The organism is Tunturiibacter empetritectus, from assembly GCF_014201375.1.
GTDB lineage: Bacteria > Acidobacteriota > Terriglobia > Terriglobales > Acidobacteriaceae > Edaphobacter > Edaphobacter lichenicola_D.
The window spans coordinates 332,534-352,088 of sequence record NZ_JACHDZ010000003.1 but is presented as its reverse complement, the minus strand read 5'-3'; the positions used below and the strand labels follow the sequence as shown (position 1 = coordinate 352,088).

The window sequence follows — 19,555 nt, the reverse complement described above, 5'->3', positions numbered from 1 at the left end:
CGGCCTTTTGTTTTGCTGACGTTCGGTTTAGAAGACCGGTTTAGAGGACGCCGGCGGGTTTGGGATTCTTTGGATCGAATTTGGCGATCTGAATCTTTTCCGCGAGCCCGACTTTGCTGAGGAGCCAGATGCAGTAGTAGTTGATGTCGAACTCGTACCAGGCGAGGCCGTGGCGGGCGCTGACGGGATGGGCGTGGTGGTTGTTGTGCCAGCCTTCGCCGCCGGTGAGCATGGCGACCCACCAGTTGTTGCGGGAGTCGTCTTTGGTCTCGAAGCGGCGCTTGCCCCAGAGGTGGGTGGCGGAGTTGACCAGCCAGGTCGCGTGGAGGCCGATGGTTACGCGGAGGAAGGTTCCCCAGAGGACCATGCCGAGGGCGCCTACGAAGTGATGGCCTGCAGGTGCGAGGGCTGCGCCGAGTGCAACCTGAAGGACGCCGGTGACGACCAGGGGAACGTAGTGGTATTTGCTGAGCCAGACGTGGACGGGGTCCTTGGTGAGGTCGGGGGCGTAGCGGCCAAGGAGGGCGGTCTCGGAGTGAAGGGCGCGGCCGGAGAGGATCCAGCCGGCGTGAGCCCACCAGGTGCCGTCGTGCGGAGTGTGCGGATCGCCTTCCTGATCGGAGTTTTGATGGTGAACGCGGTGGGTGGCTACCCAGAAGATCGGGCCGCCCTCGAGCGCGAGGCAGCCGCACATGGTAACGAAGTATTCGACCCACTTGGGAACTTTGTAGCCGCGATGGGTGAGCAGGCGGTGATAGGCAACGCCGATGCCGACGTTGATCGCGAAGAAGTACATGACCACGAAGACAGCCAGATTTTTCCAGGAGAAGAAGAAGAGGGCAGCGATGGCTCCGACATGGAAGAGCCCCATGGCGATGGTGGTGATCCAGTTGATGCGGCCTTCCTGGTGCTCGCGGCCCATGCGGAGGTCCTGCTTGATCTTCTGGGTGACTTCGGCGACGGCTGGAACTACGGCGGCGAGCTTGGGCGCCTTTACCGGGGCTTCTTCGATGGTGCTGAGGGGAGTCATATTTATTCGCTGTCCTTGTGTTTCGGGTGCTTCTGAACTGCTAGTACTGACGCTATCAGGGGTGAACGGAGATGTGGTGTAAGAGTTTTGTAATGCCACCCAAAGGTGGGAGTTGATACCCTTGAAGTATGACAATTGGGACCAGAGTTGCGCCGTTTGGATTGAAGCCGTGGTTTAGCGAAAGAGTTTGGGGGAAGAGCGATCTGAAGCCCTGGTTTGATGAGACTGGCACGACGGAACTGGTAGGGGAGGCCTGGCTGACTGGGCCGCAGTGTGTGGTGGAGAGTGGAGCGTTCAAGGGGCTGACGTTGGCTTCGGTTGCGGAGAAGATGGGTGGCGAGTTTCCGCTGCTGGTAAAGATTTTGTTTCCGGCAGATAAGCTTTCGGTGCAGGTGCATCCGGATGATGCGCAGGCGAAGGCAATGGGGGAGACGCGGGGAAAGACCGAGTGCTGGTACGTGCTGGAGGCGGAGCCGGATGCGACGGTCGCGCTGGGGTTGAAGGCGGGCGTGGGCGCGAAGGAGGTTGCGGCTTCAGTCGAGAGCGGGACGATGGAGTTGCTGCTGGAGCATGTGCCGGTGTCGGTGGGGGACATGCTGTTTGTGGACGCTGGGACTGTGCACGCCATCGGGCCTGGGGTGGTGCTGCTGGAGACGCAGCAGACCAGCGATGTGACCTATCGGCTGTATGACTATGGACGGCCTCGGGAGCTGCATCTGGAGAAGGGCTTGCAGGTGATCAAGGCTACGACGGACGCGGGTAAGGTTGCGTCACGGGAGATGGACGGATTTACGAGGTTGATTGAGCAGAGGTATTTTGTGGTGGATCGATTTGAGATCTCTGCGACGAGCGAACGGACGGTTGACTTTGCGGGAGCCGGTTGTCTTGTTGGCCTGGCGGGGAGTGGCGTGGTGAGGACACCTGACGGAGAGTTGGAGTTGACTCCCGGGCGGGCTGTCGTGGTGCCGATGGGAGATGGGGATGTTGCTGTGGAGACGAAGACTGGAGTAACGTTTGCGCGGTGCGTGGCGCCGGTCTAAGCCGGTCTAGGAAGGTGACCTGATGAAAGCGAAGGCGACCATGAAACACGTTGCGTTGCTGCGCGGCATCAACGTGGGCGGAAAGAATATGCTGCCGATGAAGGAGCTGGCGGGTCTCTTCGTCGCTGCCGGATGTGGCGAGGTGGTGACCTACATTCAGAGTGGGAATGTGGTCTTCTGCGCTGACGACAAAGTAGTGGGTAGACTACAGAATGCCATTACGCAACAGGTGGAGTTACAGTTCGGATTGAAGGTGCCGGTGGTGCTGCGGACGGCTGTGGAGATGCAGGCGGCGGTCCGGGGGAATCCGTTATTGAAGGCTGGGGCTGCGGAAGAGATGCTGCATGTTTCTTTTCTCGCGGACCGGCCAGGGCCGGATCTGGTTGCTGGGCTGGATGTGATGCGATCAGCGCCGGATGAGTTTGCAGTCATCGGGCGGGAGATTTATATGAAGCTCGCGACCGGAGCGGCGAAGACGAAGTTGACGAATGCGTATTTTGATTCGAAGCTGAAGACGGTGAGCACGATGCGAAACTGGCGGACGGTCTTGAAGCTCGCGGAGATGATGGCTTGACGCGCGCTTAGTTCGCCAGAATGTGCCGATGTTACATCAGATTGCTTTAAGGTGTCGGGCTAATCGAACAGCAGATTCCTCCGCTACGCTGCGGAATGACAACAAGAAAGACACGGTGCTGCACACCATCAGGAAATCCGCTCTAGTTGAGGAAGGCGCTTAGCTCGTTGGCAGCATTGCGAAGATGGCTGAGGAAGCGGCTTTGCATCTCGAGGACGGAGATGCGAGGGGCGTTGCCGCTAAGGTTCAGCGTGGCTACGACTCGGCCCGAGGAGGCAAAGACGGGGACGGCTAGAGAGCGGAGGCCGACCTCGTACTCCTGATCGACGAGGGCGTAGCCGTTGCGGCGCACGTTGCGCAGGGTGAGGCGGAGCTTCTCGACGGAGGTGATGGTGCGCGTGGTGTGTGGGGTGAGGACAGCTTTGGCGAGATACTGCTCGAGCTGTTCGGGCGGGAGATAGGCGAGGAGAATGCGGCCCATGCTGGTGCAGTAGGCGGGTAGGCGGCTGCCGATGTGGAGATCGACGGCCATGACGCGGTTGACCTGGGTGCGGGCGATGTAGACGATGTCCTCGCCGTCGAGCGTGGCGACAGAGAAGGACTCGCGGAGAGCGGCGGACATGCGCTCAAGGATAGGCTGGGCGGCGGTGGAGAGAGTGTTCGAAGTGGTGTAGGTGTGGGAGAGGGTGAGCATTCGCGGACGGAGGGAGTAGCGCGAGCCGTCTTCTGCGCCGGCAAAGCCGAGCTTGGTGAGGGTGTAGAGGCAGCGGCGAACTGCGGCGCGGGAGAGGCCAGTCTTTACGCTGAGTTGCGAGATGGTCATCTGCGGAGATTGCTGGGTGAAGGCCTGAATGACTATAAGACCGCGGGCGAGCGAGGTCATGAAGTTGGGATCGCCGGTGAAGATGTCGAGAGAGGAGGCCGGGGTGGGTTTGGGTGCTGCGGGAGGAGCGGGTGGCGGGGAAGTTTCGGATGATGCGAGGGTTTGGCGTGGGGTGAGGCTCATGCGTGTCCCTTTCCGTGACGTTATCGACCAGATGTTCGATAGACGGACTATAACTACGATAAACGCACGGTTCGAATATCGCAAGATGTTGCCGTGAGCCGGCTCAGATACCTTCTAAATCGTGGAGGATGGCTTATCGGGTGAGAGCGGCGAGGACGTCGGCGGGTTCGGGGCGCACACGGAAGTCGGCGTGGCCTTCGGCGAAGAGGATGGTGTTGGTCTGGTCGATGACGAAGACGGCAGGGATCGGGAGGCGCCAGCTGGCTTCGGTGGCATTGTGATAGCTGAGGCCGGCGTTGTTGAAGGGGATGTTGATGAGGATGGACTGGTAGTAGCTGCGGAGGTCCTGCGGGATGGTATGGGCTATGCCGAATTTTTCTGCAGTGGTTGCGCCGGGGTCGGAGAGTAGAGGGTATTGCATGCCATGCTGCTCGAGGGTGAAGTTGTTTTGGCGGGTGGTCTGCGGGGAGATGGCGACGAAGATGGCACCGCGTCTGCGGAGGTCGGCGTGAAGGTCGCGCCAGGCTTCGAGTTCGGTGACGCAGTAGGGGTCCCAGCGGCCACGAAAGAAGTTGACGACGAGCGGGCCGAGGGCGAGGAGATCGGCTGAGCTGACGGGCTTGTGAGTGAGGGCGTCTTCGAGGGTGAAGGACGGAGCGTGTGCCCCGGCTTTCAGGATGCGGTCTTCGATGCCTGTGTTGAAGAGGTCTTCGGTCGCCCGTTCGGAGACAGCGAGGCGCTCGGGCTGGACGAGGGCACGGGTGTTTTGCGTGATGCGATCCAGTTGATCCTGAAGCGAGATGTTGAGAGCAGCGGCCACAGCTACATTATTGCAGTTGTCTCTATGGGTTGTGGTGTCGGGTTAGCTTTTGCAGTATCCGTGTTGGCGTGGCAGGAGGCCGCGGGCTGTGATCTTTGCGCTACGGTCTTGTTGCGCCTGGCGTTGGCGGCAACCGGGGCTGCCTTCATCTCTTTGATGAGGGTGACGAGACGGGTGAAGGCCTGTTCGCGTGCGGTTTTGTTGCCGGGGACGGTGTTGCCGGGATCTTCGCCGGCGCGCATGAAGCCGTGGCCTGCGCCGTCGTAGGTGATGGGCTCATATTTTTTTCCGGCAGCCTTCATAGCATCGGTGGTAGCAGGCAGGGTTGCGCCGATGCGGGCATCATTGCCAGCGTAGAAGCCGTAGACAGGGGCGGTGATTGTGGTGACATCCGAGGGGCCCGGACCGTAGAAGACGAAGGCGGCGGAGAGATCTTTGCGGTGAGCGGCGAAGGCGAAGGATTTGCCGCCTCCCCAGCAGAAGCCTGTGACGGCGAGCTTGCCATTGGCTGCCGGTAATTTTTTGCCGTAGTCTGCTGCGGCGTCGAGGTCGGCGTTGACTACGGCGGGATCAAGACCGGAGACGGCTTTAACGGAGGCGTCCTGATTGGGGAAGGCGTCGGAGCCGCCCCCGTTGGGGCCGAAGCCGGTGAGCAGGTCGGGCGCGATGACGATGAAGCCCTGCGCGGCTAACTCGTCGGCCATCTCTTTGGCCCAGTCGCTCAGCCCGAAGATCTCGTGGATGAGAATGACGACGGGAGCCTTCGTTTTGACCTCGGGGTAGACGACGAAGGCCTGAACGGTGCGGTCGCCGTGTTTGAGCGGGACGTATTCGTGATGGCGGGGCGAGGCCTCGAGACGGGTCTTGGCCCAGTCCTGAGCCTGCATGGCGCCAGTGGCGAGGGGGAGGAGAAGAGCTGCGACGACGAGCTTGAGGGTGCGAGGCATTGTGAACGTCATGGGGAGGAGTGTAGTACGCGATTGAGGGGACGGACAAGGTGGCGACTACGATTTTGTCGGGACATTGATGAGATTGATAAAAGGGTTGAAGCGGTTGTAGTTGACTGAGAAGACTGCGAAGCGAGGCATGTTCAGAACCGCTTTTTATACACTTTTCGGATGGAAAGATTTCATTTGCGGATTGCTACCTCGGACGATGTGGCTCAGATTCGTAGTCTCATAGTTGCGTCGGTGCGGGGACTTCAAACTGCGGACTATTCTCTCGCGCAGAGAGAGGGCGCATTGGCTACGGTCTTTACGGTGGACAGCCAGCTAATTGCGGATGGGACTTACTTTGTAGCGGTCGCTGAAAGCGGTGAGATCGCTGGATGCGGTGGATGGAGTTTTCGGAAGACACTCTATGGCGGGGATCACCAGGTGGAGAAGATTGCGCCAGAGAGATTGGATCCGCGGCAGGATGCGGCGAAGATTCGGGCTATCTTTGTCCATCCTGGGTATGCGCGGACGGGTTTGGGGGCGCTGATTCTTGGGGCGGCTGAGAAATCGGCGATGGCGGAAGGGTTCACCAAGTTTGAAATGGGCAGTACGCTGACCGGAGTGTCGCTGTATGCGCGAAAGGGATATCAGGAAATGGATCGGAGGCAGGTTCCGGTAGGCGGTGGGGAGACGATCGAAGTGGTACGGATGGTGAAAGATCTCTAAAAGATGAAAGACCTGAGATCCTTCTACGTCGTTGTCATTTTTAGGGTGATTCCAATATCTGCAGTTGGCGGAGGATTTGTGGGCAGCGTTACGGAGAGTTCGTCAGCGCCCTGAACAAACATTAGACTTTCGTCGCGTCCGAGGAGTTTAACGCTAGTAATCTTAGGCGGGTTCTGTGCGCGATTCGTAGCGAGTGATGAAATGATCGCAGGTCCTTTGGGCCAGCCTTGAACGAAGGCATAGATAGTCGAGCCTTTTGTCGTGAAGCGGATATCTGAGGCGTTGAGATCTGGTTTCTTGCTTTCGTTGGGATCAAACTCTTTGCCTGACGAAGATATAGTCACTTTGGTAGAGGGGCCTTCACCGTAGATCTTCCATGGACGGGTGGCATAAATGGCTTCGCTGTTGACGGACATCCAGGCAGTGATACCGTCAAGAATCTCGCGCTCAGCAAAATCGAGTTCGCCGCTATTAGGTAGAGGGAAGTTCAAGAGCAGGTTGCCGTTCTTGCTGACGATGTCAACGAGAAGGTCGATCACTTTCTTTGGACTCTTGTAGGCTACGCCGCGTTTGTAGTGCCACTCGCCTATGCACGTGTCGGTTTGCCAGGGGTTGGAAGCTATACCGTCAAGGACGCCGCGTTCGCGGTCAAGCGCACAGGTGCCGCTGGAACATTGGTCAGCCTGTTTGCTGAAGTAGATGGCTTCAACCTTACCATTGGAGCGTTTCGCACTGACGTTGTACAACTCGGCGACCGTTGAGTAGCCGTATTCGTCGAATGGAATGCCTCCGTCCGTGTAGAGGAGGTCGGGTTGGTGTTGATCGATTAGATCTTTGATGCGATTGAAGTACTGGAGCTTCCAGCGATCGGGTGCAACGCGACCCATATCCTTAGCAGTCTCCGCGAAGCCGGATGGTTCCCCTTCGTAGTTGTGATAGAGGTCTGAGAATGCGGGATTGGTGCCGTCGTACGAGACACCGGCGAGTGGGCCGGTGGTGTCGCTGAGATGCGAAGGGGTAAACCAATCGTATGAGTTCGACAGATGCTCGCTGACTCCGAAGCGGAGTCCTCGTTTGCGGGCAGCAGCTGCCCAGGCTCCGACGATATCGCGTTGTGGGCCCGTAGCAACCGCATTCCATCTCGGTTGGTGCTTTGAGTTCCACAGATCGAAGTTGTCGTGATGAACTCCCATGGAGAAAAAGTATTTGGCGCCGGCTTTGACGTAAAGATCCATAAGGTGATCGGGATCCCAACGGGCAGCTTTGAACTGTGGGACAAGGTCTTTGTAGCCCACTTTGGATGGATGGCCGTAGGTCTCGACGTGATAGTTGTATTGGTCTGTGCCCTGGAGATACATGTTGCGCGCATACCAGTCGCCGTATTCGATCGCGGACTGCGGACCCCAGTGAGCCCAGATTCCGAATTTTGCATCGGCGAACCAGCCAGGAAAACGATAGCTTTGCAAAGAGGTGGGCGTTCCGACGAAGGGCCCGGGTGCGATTGTTATCTTGTTCTGCTGCGCATAAGCAGATTTGAGAGCGGGGGCTGCTGTGGCAAGGAGTGCAAGGGCTCTGCGGCGCGTTATTCGCATGCTGTTGATTATTCTCCGGGCGAGGCTCTTCTAGCGAATGTAGAGAATCGAAGCGGCAGATGCAAGGTGGTGGATGACAAGGTGTTGACGTCGGCAGATGGGTGTGTAGTCTTCAGGTAGATGGAGGTCATACTCGATGGTTGAGATGCCGATGATTGCGAAGGGCACTGACGAACTTTACCTGCTGCCGGGAATGACGAATCGGCATGGTCTGGTGGCGGGGGCCACGGGCACGGGCAAGACGGTTACGCTGCAGGTGATGGCGGAGGCGTTGAGTTCGATCGGGGTGCCGGTATTTGCGGCGGATGTGAAGGGAGATCTGTCGGGAATCTCGCAGGCGGGGAAGAGTTCGCCGAAATTCGATGCGCGGGTTGCGGCGATGGGTCTGGGGGAGTGGAACTTTGCGGGGTGTCCCGTGGTGTTTTGGGACGTCTTCGGCAAGCAGGGACATCCTGTGAGAGCTACCGTCAGTGAGATGGGGCCGCTGCTGTTGAGCAGGATTCTGAATCTGAATGACACGCAGACTGGCGTGCTGACTCTTGTCTTCAAGATCGCCGATGACAGTGGCTTGCTGTTGCTGGACATGAAGGATATGCAGGCGATGCTGCAGCATGTCGGCGAAGCTGCAAAGGAGTATCAGACGCAGTATGGAAATATTTCGGCTGCGAGTATCGGCGCGATTCAACGTGGTTTGGTGGCGCTGGAGCAGCAGGGGGGAGATCTTTTCTTCGGCGAGCCGGCACTGAATATCGATGATTTGCTGCAGGTGGATTCGAGTGGCAAGGGCGTGGTGAATATCCTGGCGGCGGATCAATTGTTGCAGTCACCACAACTGTACGCGACGTTTCTGCTTTGGCTGATGAGTGAGCTGTTTGAGAAGCTGCCGGAGGTTGGAGATCAGGAGAAGCCGAAGCTGGTGTTCTTCTTCGATGAGGCTCATCTTCTGTTCAACGACCTGCCTTCTGTTTTGCAGAATCGTATCGAGCAGGTGGTGCGGTTGATTCGGTCTAAGGGGGTCGGGGTGTTTTTTGTGACACAGAATCCTATCGATGTACCGGATACGGTTCTGAGTCAGTTGGGGAATCGTGTTCAGCATGCGCTGCGCGCGTTTTCGCCACGGGATCAGAAGGCGGTGAAGGCGGCGGCGCAGACGTTTCGCGCGAATCCGAAGTTGAATGTGGAGACGGTGATTACAGAGATGGGCGTGGGGGAGGCGCTGATCTCATTTCTGGATGAGAAGGGGATTCCGGGGATTGTGGAGCGGGCGATGGTATGCCCTCCGCATAGCCAGATTGGGCCGATTACTCCAGAGCAGAGAGCGGCGATTATTAAAAATTCGGTGGTGGCGGGGGTGTATGAGACGGTGGTGGATCGGGAGTCGGCGTATGAGCGGCTGAAGGGGAAGGCTGCGGTTTCGGGGGGTGTGGCTGCTGGTCCAGCGGGTGCTCCAGCGAACTCTGGCTCGGGTTGGATGGAGGCGGCGGGGACTGCGCTGGGCGGGGTACTGGGGCAGGGGAGTTCGCGGCGCGGGGATACAGTGCTGCAGGCTGCGGTGAAGAGCGCGGCGCGGACGATGGGGAGCACGGTGGGACGGCAGCTGATCCGCGGGGTACTGGGATCGCTGCTGGGTGGGTCGAAGAGGTAGGCTGCTATTTGGCGCAGGAGGAGCAGGTGCCGTAGACGAAGAACTCGTGGCCGGAGTACTTGAAACCGCGCGGGAGCTTGGGGCGGGACTGCATCTCGCAGCCCTCAAGTTCGTGGACGGTGCCGCAGGTGTTGCATTGGAAGTGGTGGTGGTGGGCCTTGCCGGCGACCTCGTAGCGTGTGGAGTGACCGGGGACCTCGACTGGCGTTAGCCACTTGTCGTCGACCAGGCTGCCGATGTTGCGGTAGACGGTGGCGATGCTGAGGGCGTCGACCTCTTTCAGGGCGAGGGAGAGGGCTTCGTCTGGAGAGAGGGGGCGGTTGGCCTCGAGGAAGGCGGCGCGGATGGCGTCTTTCTGGCGGGTGTTGCGGGTCTGGAGGGTGGATGGCATGAGCAGGCTTCGCTAGTGCCTTATCCTAGCGTGTTGCGAAGGTAGTCTCAACTAGAGGGCAGAGGCTGGATTGGGCCCTTCGTTGCCTGAAGGCTGCGCGGAATAGGCCCGTCTCAGTTATATAACTTTTAGCAGGAGCAGGATGAGAACGATGAGCAGGATGAGGCTGATACCGCCGCCACCGTAATAGCCGAGGCCAGGTCCCATACGATAGCCGCCAAAGCCGAACACCAGAATCAGAATGAGCAGAAGGATAAGCATCTTTAGTTTTCTCCGTTCGGCGAAACTTCGCCCGATGGAGGTGTGATGCAGATTTTGTTACAGACGCAATAACAATTTCTTTCATGTCCCGATTGTTTTCAGGCTGAGTTTGGAGTGATGGTACCCCTCCCCCTTCCCCCTAGGGTATCTTGTACGAAAGTTGTTTGTTTGCATATGGTTACAGGGGTATTATGGCTGTAAAGTATTCAAACTAAGCTGGTTGTGCACAAAATACTTGTTTTGAATGAGTTGCGGGGGGTATGTCGCACCAAATACTGTACCTCCCCCACTAAGGCACAACTTCATCGCTGCCACTTCTATGATCCCTATTAACAGGATAGCTGTTGGAGGCGGGGAGATACGCCACGTGAAAAGCGGCGTCTGGAGCGGGTTTTCGCGCGGATGGGGCTTGACATGCGATTTTTGGGCTGTTTTCCCAGGTTCAGGCCAGGTTTTTCTCGGGGGTTTGCTGGAGAGTGTCGGTGTGCAGGCTAACTGTAGACTTCCTGCCGGCGATCAATCTGCGGCACAGAGGACAGTGGACGAGGTGGTCGGCCGCGTGACGGTACGAGGCTTTGAGGGCTTCGGCTGTGTCCATTTCGAGGGCGATCTCGTGGGCTGACCTTGTCTTTCCGGGTAGCTCACACTGGCGGCGAAGCGCTTCTACCACGTTTCCTAGAAGCAACACGCCGTCGGGACAGGAGAGGATCGGCATGATCGTGCCTCCTTCTTTGAAAGAGACGTTCAAAGGCAGGTACGAACGGAGAGTGGCTACTGGATGGAATACGTGAGAGGTTTCTTTTCTAGTTGCAGATGCGCCGTCGAGGTTATTTTTCCTTTTCGAGTTCGACGACCATGACCTCCATGGGCTTGTCTCCGGCGTTGATGTCGGAGTGGAGGGTGTTGGGTGCCATGGCGGGGAGCCAGTAGGCTTTGCCGGTCTCCCACACGTGGGGCTCGATGTTGCCGGAGGGGTCGACGATGTTCATGTTGCCGCCGGTGAGGGCGATGATGACTCGCGGATGATCGTGGTGATGCATTGCGAGGGGCTGGTTCGGCATGACGATCGTCTTCCAGACTTTGACGTCTGGATTTTCAAATTGAGGGAATCTTTTTGTCTTCTGTTCGACCTGTGAGATGAGGACAGAGGTGCTGAGGGCGGCCGCTGCGAAGGCGGCCACGCGGATGGCGTGCTTCATGGGTGTCTCCTTGTGGCGAGGAGTTTAGCATGCACTCGGGGCCTACGGGATTGAAGGAAAGCGGTTCGCGCGCGGCGCGAATGCCCACTCATGCGATGAGACTGCATGAATGGGGCACCCGGTGATGAATTTCATGGGATGTCTCCTTAGGGCGATGAGTGTAGCACTCAGCGTGAGCAGAGACGGTCCGTGGTTTCGCGTCGAGGCCCATTCATGCGGTGAGACTGCATGAATGGGGCACCCGCACCCGCGCAGATTCGCTCGATGGTGCTGGTTCAGGCGTTGGTTCCACCGTCGACGGTGAGGTTGGCTCCTGTGATGTAGGAAGACTCGGGGCTGGCGACGAAGGAGACCAGGGCGGCGACCTCGTCTGATGTGCCGTAGCGTTTGAGCGCTGTGTTGGCTATTTGGGGGGCGGCCCAGTCGCCTGCGGCGGGATTGAGATCCGTGTCGATGGGGCCCGGCTGTACATTGTTGACTGTGATGCCGCGGCTGCCGACCTCTCGGGATAAGCCCTGAGTGAACATCTTTACGGCTCCCTTGGTGGCTCCATAGGCTGCCAGCCCGGGAGTCATGTTTTTCTCCCCGACGCAGGAGCCGATCATGATGATGCGACCGCCATCGTTCATGTTTTTAAGTGCCGCCTGGGTTGCGATGAGGATGCCGCGGAAGTTGATATTAATCATCTGATCCATCTCTTCGAGCGTGGTCTCCACGAAAAGTTTCGGAATGGCGGTGCCTGCGTTGTTCACGAGCACATCCAACCGGCCGAGGGTGGCGACGGTCTTTTCGACGGCGCCGTTGATCGCTTTGGTATCGGCCGCGTCCGCCTGGATGGCGAGTGCTTTTCCGCCGCTGCCTTCGATTGCTTTGACTACGGCGGAGGCTGCGTTGGCGTCCTTCGCGTAGGTGATGGCGACGCTTGCTCCATCTGCGGCGAGGCGCTTTGCGATGGCTGCGCCGATTCCTCGGGAACCGCCGGTAACAAGTGCCACTTTATTGGCTAGCTTCGACATACACTCTCCTTTGATCTTCTGTGAACCTTCTGTGAGCCGCTGATTTTTAGTGAATAGGATGCTGCTCAGAGCTTTTCGGTTCGTATGAGATGCGGTACTTGTGCCGGTGGATGCGGCAGATTGCGTGACTCGTTTGGGAGGAGGATGACGCAAGGGATTTACAAGTCCGGCTGGCTGTATGCCTTCCCACCCTTCGCGGTAAGACTGCGAAGGATGGGGCACCCGATTCTGTTGTGTCAATTTAGATGTGGGCCACCCGCCGAAGGCCCACTAATGCGATGAGACTGCATGAATGGGCAGCAGATGTATAGGTTTGATTTGATGTATGGGCCACCCGCCATGCACTCGGGGCTACGGGATTGAAGGGCAGGGGTTCGCGCGTGGCGCGAATGCCCACTCATGCGACAAGAATGCATGGGCTGGCCGCCGCTCGAGAATTGTGGTCTAGTTAGAGAGTGTAGGTGAGCCACCCGTCAAAATCTCTTTGTTCGGTTGCTCTAATTCTTCGTCGTCCTCGTCGTGGTGGTCGCCTGGAGTGTCATCCGACCAGAGCGTGGCAATGAGAGATACGGTTATGTCTTCCGAAAGACTGCGTATCAGCATCTTCACCTGTAGAACATCCATCTCAAGGGCATCGGCAATCTGTCCTATAGCTTGTTCGCGGGTAAAGTCAGAAAAATAATCTGAATCCTCCTTCGACCAGTCCATTTCAGCAAGTTCACCTGCTGAACGGAATCCTAATAGTCTTATTTTTTCGGCTTTCTCCCCTATGTAAACAACCAGCAAAGCCTGATCGCACAAGTCGAGAATCACTCGCCAGTCGAGATTCGATCTCAGGAAAATTTGAAATGGATTTGTACAGGCTAGCTGTTCGACAGATGAGATGCCCGCACGCAAGAGCTTTTCACACACATCTTGATTCCATCCCTGAAGGCAAGTAAAGGGCGGATTCTCTTTAATTTGTGTTGCGCTGGGAAGCTTAAGCGCCCGAAGAGTTCTCTCCGAGATAAAACTTCTAACAGTTGAAATTGGTAGCACGCCAACTCCGAATGCAACCGGCCACGCAAGATGCTCATTTATGACAGCGCCTACCAGTGCTCCCACCGCACCCACGAGAAGCATTCTAGCTCCCATTCTGAAAAGAGAGTCGGGAGCAAGATCTCCAGATCGATACCTTTCTGCGAATTCGTAGATACTCCAGAGGAGTGCTCCAATTCCCCCGGCAATAATGTTTGTAACTTCCGCGTTTTTGGGCAGATGGTCTGTAAGAGCGGGAGGTAGACCCATGGAGATTCCCGCAGTAGACATCGCGAGTGCAGTTAGGAGCGCGGTAACAACGACATTGAACAAGATCGCATAGAAATACTCCCAATCTGAGTATTGCAGGCGATAGATTTTGTTCACGATTCCAGTAACAAAGGTATTGAGAGCAGCTTCATCTTCAAAATTTGGAGTGGTGTTCTCCTGTCTTCTACCGTAAGCCGCAAGGTATTTAGTATGAGTTTCTCCACGCATTAGAAGCATTCGCATTTCGAATTTTTTTGAGTCTAGGACATTTCGAAATGCCAGATAGATGCATAGGAGGGGCACTGAAGGCAGGAGCGTAACAAGCCAGATACCCAGGGGTCTTATCATCCGAACAATATAACGGTGCGCGGCTGACGATGCCACGAGATTCAACCGTCTAGCGGTTCACCGCCTCTGCGGGCCTTATCTGCCGAATTTTTGTTTGCCTTGCATTTGGCTCATCATGCGTTGCTGGGCTTTGATGCCGCCGCCTGAGCCCATGGACTTGAACATCTTGCGCATCTGGGCGTACTGGCGGAGGAGATTGTTGACGTCCTGTACAGTCGTGCCTGAGCCCTTGGCGATGCGCTTGCGGCGGTTGCCGTTGATGATCTCGTGGTCGAGGCGCTCTTTTTGCGTCATCGAGTTGATGATGGATTCGACGCGGGTGAACTGGCCTTCGTCTACGTTTTCGACGGCCTGCTGCATGCCGGCGAAGGGGCCGACGGAGGGGAGCATCTTGAGGATGGACTTCATGGAGCCCATCTTTTTGATCTGACGGAGCTGGTCGCGGAAGTCGTCGAGGGTGAAGCCGTCGCCGGAGAGGGCTTTCTTGGCGAACTGCTCGGCTTTGCCGCGGTCGAGGGTGGATTCGGCGCGCTCGAGGAGGGTGGCGATGTCGCCGTGGCCCATGATGCGGGAGACGATGCGGTCGGGGTGGAAGGGCTCGAAGGCGTCAGGCTTTTCGCCGGTGCCGAGGAACTTGATGGGCGCGCCGGTGACGTGGCGGATGGAGAGGGCAGCGCCGCCGCGTGCGTCGCCGTCCATCTTGGTGAGGATGGCGCCGGTGATGGTGAGGAGATCGTTGAAGGCCTTGGCGGAGTTGACGGCGTCCTGGCCGGTCATGGCGTCGGCGACGAAGAGGATCTCGGAGGGGTTGAGGAGCTTTTTGAGCTGCGCCATCTCGTCCATCAGCGACGCGTCGATCTGGTTGCGGCCTGCGGTGTCGACGATGAGCATGTCGCAGCCGAAGTTGGCGGCGTCGCGTTTGGCCTCTTTGGCTAGGCGGAGGACGGCTTCGGTGCCGGGCTTTGCGATATCGGAGTCGGTGAGCTTGCCCTCGTAGAGCTGGGCGGAGATGGAGCGGGCTACGATGGCTAGCTGCTCGCGGGCGGCGGGACGGTAGACGTCGACCGAGACGAGCATGGGGCGGTGGCCGGCTTTTTTAAGCCACTGGGCTAGCTTGCCGCTCGTCGTAGTTTTTCCTGAACCTTGCAGGCCTGCCATGAGGATGACGCTCGGCGGCTGGGAGGCTTTCTGGAAGCGGGCGGTGTCGCGGCCGAGGAGGTTGACGAGCTCGTCGTGGACGATCTTTACGATCTGCTCTGAGGGGCTGAGGGCGGTGGCGACCTTTTCGCCGATGGCGCGGATGCGGATGTGCTCGACGAGCTCGTTGACGACGGTGAGGTTGACGTCGGACTCGAGGAGGGCGAGGCGGATCTCGCGGATGGCGTCGGAGATGTTCTCGTCGGAGATGGTGCCCTGGCCGCGGAGGGTCTTGAAGGAACGCTGGAGTTTGTCGCTTAGGTTTTCAAACATGACTGCTCCAAGTTTACAGGGAATGGGGGCGTTCTTGTCCTGCCGGACGGGCCCACTGCGCGGGGGGCGGTCACTTCGTGACTTGTATACCCCTTCGGTTGGCGCTCCCGTTGGTCGCGATGGGATATCATTGCCCGCGCAGGGCGCCTCTTTGGCGCTAGTTGAGTACGCCGCCCTTGGCGAAGGTGATGGTGAGATCGACGAGGTGGGTGTTGGGGTCGGCGACGGCGTTGTAGGTGGCGGAGTAGCCTGCGAGCGACTGGATGGCGCTGTTGTTGTGGAGGAACCCAGTGAGGTAGGTGACGTCGTAGAAGTCGCCGGGGTTCATGTGCCAGGCGGAGTCGAACTGCTTCTGCTGCTCGGTGGAGAGGCCGAGGGCTTTGATGCTGTGGATGTGGTACTGCGGGCCGGGGTCGACGAGGATGTTGTAGGAGACGTGGTGGCTGAGGTGGTCGAAGGTGGCGGGGGCCTTGACCTGGGCGTCCTCGAAGCCTTTGGCGAAGTACGCGCCGGCGATGATGGCCAGGCTTTGGCGGAGGGCAGCTTCGGAGGCCATGTCTCCGGGCTTCATCTTGACTTGTTTGTTGAAGTCGGCGGTGCTGATGATGTCGGAGCCGGGCCAGGTGAGCTCGAAGAGCTGGTAGGGCTGGCCTTCTTTGAGCGTGGCGGTGAAGTCGAGATCGACGCCGGTGGGGGTGACCTGGGGTGGGGCCTGGGTGAGATTGAGGACGGCCATGTCGAGGTAGCCCTCATTGTGGTAGGCCGAGGTGAGTGCGGTGGTGATGGCGGGACGGGTGATGTCGCTGGTGAAGGGTTGACCGGTCTGCTCTTTGATGACTTTGTCGAGCTTTGGCTGCATGGCGGGAGAGGCGTGAACCAGGGTCAGGGTATGGACGCGGACCTCGGGGGACTCGATTGCAAACGCTATGGAAGATGGGGTGGCGCCGGGCTGGTCGCTGTGGGCGATGGCTACGACGTTGGCTGTGACTCCTTTTTCCGCGACCATCGCTTTGAGGGCGGAGGAGATGCTGTCCTGGAGGTTGCCTGCGGTGGGGACGACTCCGGTGTAGAGGGGGACTCGGGCTTTGAGGGCGGAGATGAGTTCGGAGGGAGACCACCAGACGAAGTTGGTGAAGGTGGCGGGGAGGAGATTTTCCGGCGGCATGGGCTTGAGATCGTAGACCAGGCCGGTAGCGTTGGACTCGAAGCGGATGTCGGTGAAGAGGCCGGTGTCGCTGAGGTGCTGGGCGGCGGCTTGAACGTCTGCCTGGGTGGCGGTGGCGCCTGGCTGCAGGCCGCTGACTTTGAGGAGGTCGGCCTGAGAGAAGGCTGGCGCGCCGGTGAAGGAGATTGGCGGCAGGAGGAAGGACTGGGCGGCGAGTGGGAGGGTGGGGACGGAGAGGCAGAGAGCGAGGAGAGCGGGCCTGAGAGTGGTAGAACGCATTTGAATGGAAGATACCCCATGCCGCGATGGGAGAGAAGAGACTTTTTAGGGGAGGTTTGTCCTGCCGGACGGGCGCCCTGCGCGGGCGGCGGGCGTTCGCACGCCTTTTTAGAGCTTCGCGTGGTCCTCCCGTTGGTCGGAGGAAAGATTGTGCCGACCAACGGGAGGACCGTTGCAGATGATCCTGCCACGACCGGTACACGCGTCACGAAGTGACCGCCCTCCGCGTAGGAGGCCCGTCCGGCAGGACGCAAGTGACGGGCTTGGTCCGTAGTTAGGTTGGTTCGGGTTGCGAGTCGGCAGGCACAGAGGTTTGGGGAGCGGGATAATCGACTTCTATGCATGAGATTGGTCAAGCTGGCGGGAACGCGCGGACAGTGCGGGAGTTTGTGGCATATCTGCGGGTGGAAAAGGGCCTTCGGCCGGCTAGCTGTGAGGCGTATCAGCGGGATTTGGAGCAGTTTGCTGAGCATGTCGAGGTGCGGGACGGGTTGCTGGTGGGGGCGACTCAGGCGGATGTGAGCGGGTTTATGGAAGGACTGCGGGGGCACGGGGTGGAGTCGCGGTCGATTGCGCGGAAGCTGAGCTGTCTGCGTGGGTTCTATCGCTGGCTGCTGATGGATAAACGGATCGCGCATGATCCGACGGTGAATGTGGAGAGTCCTGCGAGCTGGAAGGTGCTGCCGAAGTCGCTGGCTGAGGGCGAGGTGGCCGAGATGCTGGAGCGGACCGGGGTTGCCGCTCGGAGTGATGGTGCGGATGGGCTCGCGCTGCGGGATCATGCGATTTTGGAGCTGCTGTATGCGGGTGGATTGCGGGTAGGGGAGATCTGCGCGCTGCGGGTGGAGGATGTGCATCTGGACCAGGCGCGGGCGCAGGTGAGGGGCAAGGGCGATAAGGAGAGGATTGTGCCGCTGGGGCGGTCGGCGGTGGAGGCTTTGGAGAGATATCTGGTGGTGGGGAGGCCGGGGTTGGTGCGGAGTGGGTTGGAACGGGCTGGGTATTCGCTACAGCGGGCGCTGTTCTTGAGTGTGCGAGGGAATGCGCTGACGCGGCAGTGGGTTTGGGAGATGGTGCGGTCGGCTTCGGGGACGGGGAGTAAGGCTAGTCCGCATATGCTGCGGCATAGCTGCGCGACGCACATGGTGGAGCATGGTGCGGATTTGAGGAGTGTGCAGACTCTGCTGGGTCATGCGGATATTGCTACGACGCAGGTTTATACGCATGTGGCGCTGGGGCATTTGAAGAAGGTGCATCGGGAGCATCATCCGCGCGGGAAGAGACGCGCTGAGGCGAGTTGAGTTGGAACGGGATGGGAGAGCGATCGTGCTTCGCACGATGCCCACATCTCAAAGTCGAGATGTGGGGCACCCGATTTTCCAGATATGTGGACGTGGTCCGGGTTATGCAGAGTCCCCTGAAAGTTGAGGATTTATGCGGGAAGAGATGAGTGAATTCGATAGATTGGCCGAGGGGTTTCTGGCGATGCTTGCGAATGAGCGGGGCGCGTCGGAGCATACGGTGCGGGCTTATGCGCGCGAGGTGCGGATCTTTGCGGCTTATCTGAAGGAGACTTTGGGGGAGGGGGCGAAGGTGGGTGCAGTGGAGCATCTGCATATTCGCGCTTATCTGGGAGCGTTGTATGAGCGGGGGCTGACCAAGGCGAGTGCGGCGCGGGCGCTGGCGGCGGTGAGGAGCTGGTTCAAGTGGCTGGCGAAGGAGGGGAAGGTGGCGCAGAATCCGGCGCTGCTGGTGAGTACGCCGAAGCTGCCGAAGCATCTGCCGCGGGTGCCGAGTATGGAAGAGGTGAATCGGGTTTTGAACTCGCTGGATGGTTCGACCGAGAAGAGGGCTGGCGGGATGGGCGGTGTCGTCTCCCACCCTTCGCAAGGTGCGCGAAGGATGGGGCACCCGGTGGATAGTGGCGATGCGGAGGAGGGAGATGCTTCGGCGTGGCCGGAGCGGGATCGGGTGATCTTCGAGTTGCTGTATGGGTGCGGGATTCGTAACTCGGAGCTCGTGGGTTTGAATATGAGTAGCGTGAAGTGGAGGGATGACGCGGTGCTGGTGCGCGGCAAGGGCCGGAAGGAGCGGCTGGTGCCGTTGGGAGATGAGGCTGCGGTGGCTCTCCGGGCTTATCTGCCGCTGCGTGAGGCGAAGCTGATGGCTGCGGGCAAGGGCGCGCTGGTGCATGAGGGGCCGCTGATGATGAACCTCCGAATGCGTGGGGATTGCAGGCTGACGACGCGGAGTGTGGGGAGGATTGTTAAGGCGATTGCGTTGAGCCGGGGGCTGGCGGCGGATGTGCATCCGCATACGCTGCGGCATGCGTTTGGGACGCATATGCTGGAGGAGGGGGCGGATCTGCGGGCGATTCAGGAGATGCTGGGGCATGAGCGGCTGTCGACGACGCAGAGGTATACGCAGCTGACGGTGGGTCAGGTGCAGAAGGTGTATGACGAGACGCATCCTCGGGCGAAGTGAATCGGTCTTCGAATTCTCTTGGACAGCGTGTTGTGATCCTTCCACCAAACGACTGCTTTCGGGCAAAACCGATTCGCTGATTGGGAGTTTTTTAATTTTGTGGGTTTGGGTGTTTTTGCTGGGGGTTTTGCGGAAAAGGGTGTTTTGAACGTGGATTTTTGATGGTGAGAATGTGGTGGTTTGTGGTGAGTTCGTGGTTGGTTGATGGTGTTGTTTGTGGTGGGGAAAAAAGTGACAGGGTTTTGAGATTTATTTTTGGGTCGGGATAAGTGTCTGGATTTTGTCAG

19 protein-coding genes are annotated in these 19,555 nt (G+C 58.7%); 6 read left to right on the top strand and 13 right to left on the bottom strand.

Annotated features, from left to right (window positions below; translation table 11 throughout):
- Positions 1-40: 40 nt before the first annotated feature.
- The gene (locus HDF10_RS10550) at positions 41-1,030 is read right to left on the bottom strand and encodes an acyl-CoA desaturase (protein WP_183813094.1); all 990 of its coding nucleotides are present in this window, start codon (positions 1,028-1,030) and stop codon (positions 41-43) included.
- A 128-nt stretch (positions 1,031-1,158) separates the two neighbouring features.
- Between HDF10_RS10550 and HDF10_RS10545 the strand changes: the two genes are divergently transcribed.
- Positions 1,159-2,070 (top strand): type I phosphomannose isomerase catalytic subunit, encoded by a 912-nt coding sequence (locus HDF10_RS10545; RefSeq protein ID WP_183813092.1) that lies wholly within the window; start codon positions 1,159-1,161, stop codon positions 2,068-2,070.
- 22 nt (positions 2,071-2,092) lie between these two features.
- Entirely contained in the window at positions 2,093-2,644 is a 552-nt protein-coding gene (locus HDF10_RS10540; RefSeq protein ID WP_183813090.1) for a DUF1697 domain-containing protein, read from the top strand.
- A gap of 142 nt (positions 2,645-2,786) precedes the next feature.
- On the opposite strand, the gene HDF10_RS10535 is transcribed toward HDF10_RS10540, so the two are convergent.
- From HDF10_RS10535 to HDF10_RS10525, 3 genes are all read right to left on the bottom strand, one after another.
- On the bottom strand, positions 2,787-3,650 hold the full coding sequence (locus HDF10_RS10535; protein WP_183813088.1) for an IclR family transcriptional regulator domain-containing protein: 864 nt from the start codon (positions 3,648-3,650) through the stop codon (positions 2,787-2,789).
- 133 nt (positions 3,651-3,783) lie between these two features.
- Entirely contained in the window at positions 3,784-4,470 is a 687-nt protein-coding gene (locus HDF10_RS10530; protein ID WP_311732731.1) for a peroxiredoxin family protein, read from the bottom strand.
- A gap of 2 nt (positions 4,471-4,472) precedes the next feature.
- Positions 4,473-5,417, bottom strand: a complete 945-nt coding sequence (locus tag HDF10_RS10525; RefSeq protein WP_183813086.1) for a dienelactone hydrolase family protein — start codon at positions 5,415-5,417, stop codon at positions 4,473-4,475.
- A 186-nt stretch (positions 5,418-5,603) separates the two neighbouring features.
- On the opposite strand from HDF10_RS10525, the gene HDF10_RS10520 reads away from it, so the two are divergent.
- Entirely contained in the window at positions 5,604-6,131 is a 528-nt protein-coding gene (locus HDF10_RS10520; RefSeq protein WP_260177805.1) for a GNAT family N-acetyltransferase, read from the top strand.
- Between the two features lie 23 nt (positions 6,132-6,154).
- On the opposite strand, the gene HDF10_RS10515 is transcribed toward HDF10_RS10520, so the two are convergent.
- Complete coding sequence (locus HDF10_RS10515) at positions 6,155-7,723, bottom strand: alpha-L-fucosidase (protein WP_183813084.1); 1,569 nt, start codon at positions 7,721-7,723, stop codon at positions 6,155-6,157.
- A 136-nt stretch (positions 7,724-7,859) separates the two neighbouring features.
- On the opposite strand from HDF10_RS10515, the gene HDF10_RS10510 reads away from it, so the two are divergent.
- A complete protein-coding gene (locus tag HDF10_RS10510) occupies positions 7,860-9,368 on the top strand; it encodes a helicase HerA-like C-terminal domain-containing protein (RefSeq protein WP_183813083.1) in 1,509 nt (502 codons plus the stop codon).
- Between the two features lie 4 nt (positions 9,369-9,372).
- Here HDF10_RS10510 and HDF10_RS10505 read toward each other — a convergent pair whose 3' ends face one another.
- The 8 genes from HDF10_RS10505 to HDF10_RS10470 all read right to left on the bottom strand — a co-directional run bounded on the left by HDF10_RS10505 (position 9,373) and on the right by HDF10_RS10470 (position 16,784).
- Complete coding sequence (locus tag HDF10_RS10505) at positions 9,373-9,759, bottom strand: Fur family transcriptional regulator (RefSeq protein WP_183813082.1); 387 nt, start codon at positions 9,757-9,759, stop codon at positions 9,373-9,375.
- A 117-nt stretch (positions 9,760-9,876) separates the two neighbouring features.
- A complete protein-coding gene (locus HDF10_RS10500; RefSeq protein ID WP_123488522.1) occupies positions 9,877-10,020 on the bottom strand; it encodes a DUF3309 family protein in 144 nt (47 codons plus the stop codon).
- A gap of 442 nt (positions 10,021-10,462) precedes the next feature.
- Positions 10,463-10,735, bottom strand: coding sequence for a hypothetical protein (locus HDF10_RS10495; protein WP_183813080.1), 273 nt, complete (start codon positions 10,733-10,735; stop codon positions 10,463-10,465).
- 112 nt (positions 10,736-10,847) lie between these two features.
- Positions 10,848-11,219, bottom strand: coding sequence for a cupin domain-containing protein (locus tag HDF10_RS10490; protein ID WP_183813078.1), 372 nt, complete (start codon positions 11,217-11,219; stop codon positions 10,848-10,850).
- Positions 11,220-11,494: 275 nt separating this feature from the next.
- The gene (locus HDF10_RS10485; protein WP_183813076.1) at positions 11,495-12,235 is read right to left on the bottom strand and encodes an SDR family NAD(P)-dependent oxidoreductase; all 741 of its coding nucleotides are present in this window, start codon (positions 12,233-12,235) and stop codon (positions 11,495-11,497) included.
- A 444-nt stretch (positions 12,236-12,679) separates the two neighbouring features.
- Complete coding sequence (locus tag HDF10_RS10480; RefSeq protein ID WP_183813074.1) at positions 12,680-13,750, bottom strand: hypothetical protein; 1,071 nt, start codon at positions 13,748-13,750, stop codon at positions 12,680-12,682.
- A gap of 195 nt (positions 13,751-13,945) precedes the next feature.
- A complete protein-coding gene (gene ffh, locus HDF10_RS10475; RefSeq protein WP_183813072.1) occupies positions 13,946-15,340 on the bottom strand; it encodes a signal recognition particle protein in 1,395 nt (464 codons plus the stop codon).
- Between the two features lie 157 nt (positions 15,341-15,497).
- On the bottom strand, positions 15,498-16,784 hold the full coding sequence (locus tag HDF10_RS10470; protein WP_183813070.1) for a POTRA domain-containing protein: 1,287 nt from the start codon (positions 16,782-16,784) through the stop codon (positions 15,498-15,500).
- Between the two features lie 338 nt (positions 16,785-17,122).
- On the opposite strand from HDF10_RS10470, the gene HDF10_RS10465 reads away from it, so the two are divergent.
- Together HDF10_RS10465 and HDF10_RS10460 are read left to right on the top strand one after the other, a co-directional pair.
- Positions 17,123-18,085, top strand: coding sequence for a site-specific tyrosine recombinase (locus HDF10_RS10465; protein ID WP_183813068.1), 963 nt, complete (start codon positions 17,123-17,125; stop codon positions 18,083-18,085).
- 145 nt (positions 18,086-18,230) lie between these two features.
- Positions 18,231-19,268 (top strand): tyrosine-type recombinase/integrase, encoded by a 1,038-nt coding sequence (locus tag HDF10_RS10460; RefSeq protein WP_183813066.1) that lies wholly within the window; start codon positions 18,231-18,233, stop codon positions 19,266-19,268.
- Positions 19,269-19,555: the final 287 nt, after the last annotated feature.